The 5,116-nt window shown below is 70.3% G+C and carries 3 protein-coding genes; all 3 read right to left on the bottom strand.

The window, feature by feature from the left end; translation table 11 throughout:
• On the bottom strand, positions 1–2,518 hold a 2,518-nt coding region (gene cydD, locus ABT116_RS39390), incomplete at its 3' end, for a thiol reductant ABC exporter subunit CydD (protein WP_351644526.1).
• A 12-nt stretch (positions 2,519–2,530) separates the two neighbouring features.
• Positions 2,531–3,535 carry a cytochrome d ubiquinol oxidase subunit II gene (gene cydB / locus ABT116_RS39385; protein ID WP_351644523.1) on the bottom strand — a complete coding sequence of 335 codons (1,005 nt, stop codon included), beginning with the start codon at positions 3,533–3,535 and terminating at the stop codon, positions 2,531–2,533.
• Between the two features lie 20 nt (positions 3,536–3,555).
• Entirely contained in the window at positions 3,556–5,064 is a 1,509-nt protein-coding gene (locus tag ABT116_RS39380) for a cytochrome ubiquinol oxidase subunit I (protein WP_351644520.1), read from the bottom strand.
• Positions 5,065–5,116: the final 52 nt, after the last annotated feature.

Here is a 5,116-nt window from a genome sequence, read left to right as displayed (position 1 = left end):
AGATCAGCGCGGTGAGGCCGTCGCCCAGGGCGGTGGCCGTGGCGGCCCGCGCGGCGATCCGCGTCAGCGCCCCGTCGGCCTCGCCGGCCTGGGCGGTCCTTGCGGGCAGCGCACCGGCGACGGCCAGTTCGGCGGTGCCGGTGAGCAGATCGGTCACCCGCGTCGCGAGCACCCCACGGGCGGGCGCCAGCTTGTGCTCGGCCCGCCGGGCCACCGCGCCGGTGATCAGCGGCACGCCGACCCCCGCCGCCAGGAGCCCGGCCGCGAGCACCGCCCCGGCCTCGGGCAGCAGCCACGCGGTGAACCCGACCGACGCGGCCGACACGGCCAGGGCCGCCCCGGCAGGCAGCAGCCACCGCAGCCAGTAGTCCTGCAGTGCGTCCACGTCCGCGACCAGCCGGGAGAGCAGGTCGCCCCGGCGGACCCGGCGCAGTCCGGCCGGTGCGAGCCGCTCCAGCCTGCGGAACACCGCGACCCGGGTGTCCGCCAGCATCCGCAGCACGGCGTCGTGCGACACCAGCCGCTCGGCGTAGCGGAACACGGCCCGCCCGATCCCGAACGCCCGCGTCGCGGTGACGGCCATCATCAGATACAGCACGGGCGGCTGCTGGGAGGCCCGCGAGATCAGCCACCCCGAGGTGGCCATGAGTCCCACGGCACTCCCCAGGGCGAGACTCCCGAGCAGCAGCGCGAGTCCCAGCCGCCCGCGCCGGGCGCCGGACATCGCGCGGACGCGCGTGAGGACACCGCCCCGAGCCGACCGTCCGACGGACTCGGCCCGGGCAGGCGGCTCGACCTCGGCGGACCGGGTGCCGGCCGACCGGGTCGCGGCGGACGCCACAGGCAGGGCAGCGGTGGTCCCGGCATCCGCCGGCCGCACCACCCGGTCCGTGCCCTCCAGCCGCACCACCCGGTCCGCGACGTCCAGCAGCGCCGGCCGGTGCACCACCAGCAGGACCGTCCGGCCGGCCGCGATCCGCCGCACCGCCGCGACGACCTCGGCCTCGGTGGCCCCGTCCAGCGCTGCCGTCGGCTCGTCGAGCAGCAGCACGGGCCGGTCGGCGAGGAAGGCGCGGGCCAGTGCGAGGCGCTGCCGCTGCCCGGCGGACAGCCCGGCGCCGTCCTCACCGAGCACGGTCTCCACGCCCTCGGGCAGCGCGTCGACGAACTCCAGCGCCCCGGCGTCCCGCAGCGCCCGACGTACGGAGTCGTCGTCGGCCCCGGGCCGCGCCAGCCGTACGTTCTCGGCGATCGTCCCGGCGTAGAGGTGCGGCCGCTGCGGCACCCACGCGATCCGGGAGCGCCACTGCTCCAGGTCGGCATCGACGAGGTCGACGCCCCCGACCCGCACCTGCCCCTCGGCCGGTCGCACGAACCCCAGCAGGACGCTGAGCAGCGTCGACTTGCCGGCGCCGCTCGGTCCCACGAGCGCGACCGTCTCCCCGGGCTCGACGCCGAAGGTCACGTTCGTGACGGCGTCCGCCGACCGCCCCGGGTAGCGGACGGTCACGTCCTCGAACGACAGCGCACCCGCCGGCACGGCCTCGGAGCCGGACGCCGGCCGGGGCATCTCCAGGACCTCGAAGATCTCCTCGGCGGCGGCGAGCCCCTCCGCCGCCGCGTGGTACTGCGCCCCGACCTGCCGCAGCGGCAGATACGCCTCGGGCGCGAGGATCAGGATGACCAGACCGATGTACAGGTCCATCTCGCCGTGCACCAGTCGCATGCCGATCGTCACGGCGACCAGTGCCACCGAGATCGTCGCGAGCAGTTCCAAGGCGAACGAGGAGATGAAGGCGATCCGCAGCGTCCGCATGGTCGCCCGGCGGTACTCGCCGGTGATGCGCCGGATCGACTCGGCCTGCGCCTTGGCCCGCCCGAAGACCTTCAGCGTCTCAAGGCCCGCGACGACGTCCAGGAAGTGCCCGGACAGCCGCGACAGCAACCGCCACTGACGGTCCATCCGGGACTGGGTGGCCCAGCCGATCAGCACCATGAAGACCGGGATGAGAGGCAGGGTGCCCACGATGATGGCCGCCGAGACCCAGTCCTCGGTGACGATCCGCGCCAGCACCGCCACCGGCACGACCACCGCGAGGCCCAGCTGCGGCAGATACCGCGAGAAGTAGTCGTCGAGGGCGTCGACGCCCCGGGTGGCCAGGGCGACCAGCGAGCCGGTCCGCTGCCCGCTCAGCCAGCCCGGCCCCAGCTCGGCGGAACGCTCCAGCAACCGCCCCCGCAGCTCGGACTTCACCGCCGCGCTCGCCCGGTGCGCGGCGAGTTCGGTGAGCCAGCCGACCAGCGCCCGGCCGACCGCTACGCCGGCCAACAGCACCAGGGGAGTGCCGAGTTCGGACACCGTCATGCGGTGCTGGAACGCGCCGACCACCACCTCGGCGATGAGCATCGCCTGTGCGATGACCAACCCCGCGCCCACCGTCCCCAGGGCGACGACCGCCACCAGGAAGACACGGGTGGCGCGGGCGTACCGGAGCAGACGCGGATCGATCGGTTTCACGTGAAACACACCTCAGTGCGCGGTCTCGGCGATGTGCTGCGTACCGATCCGCTTGCGGAACACCCAGTACGTCCAGCCCTGGTAGAGCAGGACGACCGGGGTGGCGATACCGGCACACCACGTCATGATCTTCAGTGTGTACGGGCTGGACGAGGCATTGGTGACCGTGAGGCTCCAGTCCGGGTTCAGCGTCGACGGCATGACGTTCGGGAAGAGCGTCAGGAAGAGCATCGCCACCGTGGCCACGATGGTGAGTCCCGACAGCGCGAACGCCCAGCCCTCACGCCCGGCCCGTGCAGCGACCAGGGCCACGAGGAGCGAGGCCACGGCCACGGCCATCGCCACGAGCGACGAACCGTCTCCCCGGTCGGACTGCGTCCACAGCAAGAAGACGAGCGCCAGCAGGGCGGTCACCGCTCCGACGCGCAGCGCCAGCTTCCGCGCCCGCTCCCGGATCTCCCCGACCGTCTTGAGCCCGACGAACACCGTGCCGTGGAAGGTGAACAGGGCCAGCGTGACCAGGCCGCCGAGCAGCGCGTACGGGTTGAGGAGGTCCAGGACGCCACCGGCGTAGTTGAAGTCCTGGTCGATCTTGACGCCCCGCACGATGTTGCCGAAGGCCACGCCCCACAGGAACGCGGGCAGCAGCGAGGCCCAGAAGATCGCCGTCTCCCAGTTGCGCTGCCAGTTCTCCTCGGGCCGCTTCACGCGGTACTCGAAGGCGACACCCCGGACGATCAGGCAGACCAGGATGAGCAGCAGGGGCAGGTAGAAGCCGGAGAAGAGCGTGGCGTACCACTCGGGGAAGGCGGCGAAGGTCGCGCCGGCCGCCGAGAGCAGCCACACCTCGTTGCCGTCCCAGACGGGGCCGATGGTGTTGATCAGCACCCGCTTCTCGGGCCGGTTGCGGGCGAGCAGCTTCGTGAGCACGCCGACCCCGAAGTCGAAGCCCTCCAGGAAGAAGTAGCCGGTCCACAGGACGGCGATCAGAACGAACCAGACGTCGTGCAGTTCCATGACTGTGCAGCTCCCTCGGCCTAGTACGAGAAGGCCATCGGCTTGTCGGCGTCACGGGACTCGCCGCCGATCTTCGTGGGCGGGTTGAGGTCGGCCTCGGTGAGCTCCGGCGGGCCCGCCTTGACGTACTTGACCAGCAGCTTGACCTCGACGACGGCGAGGATCGCGTACAGCGTGGTGAAGACGACCATCGACGTGATGACCTCGGCCTGGGAGACACCGGGGGAGACCGCGTCACGCGTTTGGAACAGGCCGTAGACGACCCACGGCTGGCGGCCCATCTCGGTGAAGATCCAGCCCCAGGAGCTGGCGATCAGCGGGAAGCCCAGGGTGAGGATCGCGATGCGCCAGTACCACTTGGTGAGGGTCGGGCCGAGCGCCTTCTTCGGCAGCAGGACGAGATGCGGCACCTCGTCGTCGCCCACCCTCAGGTGCTGCGGCAGCATGAACTTCTTGCGGGTCAGCCACAGCCCGGCCAGTCCGATGGCGAACGACGTCATGCCGAAGCCGATCATCCAGCGGAAGCCCCAGTAGGCGACGGGGATGTTGGGCCGGTAGTCGCCGGGCCCGTACTTCTCCTGCTCGGCCTTGTTGACGTCGTTGATGCCGGGGACGTACGAGGTGAAGTCGTCCTTCGCGAGGAAGGACAGCAGGCCGGGGATCTCGATGGCGACCTTGTTGTGGCCCTTGTCGACGTCGCCGACGGCGAAGACCGAGAAGGGGGCCGGCTTCTCGCCGTCCCACAGCGCCTCGGCCGCGGCCATCTTCATCGGCTGCTGCTGGTACATGATCTTGCCGAGCACGTCGCCGCTGATCGCGGTGAGAAGGCCGCCGATGACGACGGTGACGAGGCCCAGCCGCAGCGAGGTCTTCATCACGGGGACGTGCTTCTTGCGGACCAGGTGGAAGGCGGCGATGCCGACCATGAAGGCGCCGCCGGTCAGGAACGCCGCGGTGAGCGTGTGGAAGACCTGGGCGAGCGCGGTGTTCTGGGTCAGCACGAGCCAGAAGTCGGTGAGCTCGGCCCGGCCCTTCGCCTCGTTGATCCGGTAGCCGACCGGGTGCTGCATCCAGGAGTTGGCCGCGAGGATGAAGTAGGCCGACAGGATCGTGCCGATGGAGACCATCCATATACAGGCCAGATGGATCTTCTTCGGCAGCTTGTCCCAGCCGAAGATCCACAGGCCGATGAAGGTGGACTCGAAGAAGAACGCGATCAGTGCCTCGAAGGCGAGCGGTGCACCGAAGACGTCACCGACGAAGCGCGAGTAGTCGGACCAGTTCATGCCGAACTGGAACTCCTGCACGATGCCGGTGACCACGCCCATCGCGATGTTGATCAGGAAGAGCTTGCCCCAGAACTTGGTCGCCCGGAGGTACTTCTCCTTCTCCGTCCGCACCCACGCCGTCTGCAGACCGGCCGTGAGCGCGGCCAGGGAGATCGTCAGGGGGACGAACAAAAAGTGGTAGACGGTGGTGATTCCGAACTGCCATCGCGCCAGGGTCTCCGGCGCCAAAGCCAGGTCCACGTCGCCGCTCCTTACACCGCTTGTGAAAGCGTTCACATTCACAAGCCATTAT

The sequence above is a fragment of the Streptomyces sp. NPDC002130 genome (assembly GCF_040296465.1).
In the GTDB taxonomy this organism is placed as follows: domain Bacteria; phylum Actinomycetota; class Actinomycetes; order Streptomycetales; family Streptomycetaceae; genus Streptomyces.
This window is presented reverse-complemented; position numbering and strand designations above follow the sequence as displayed.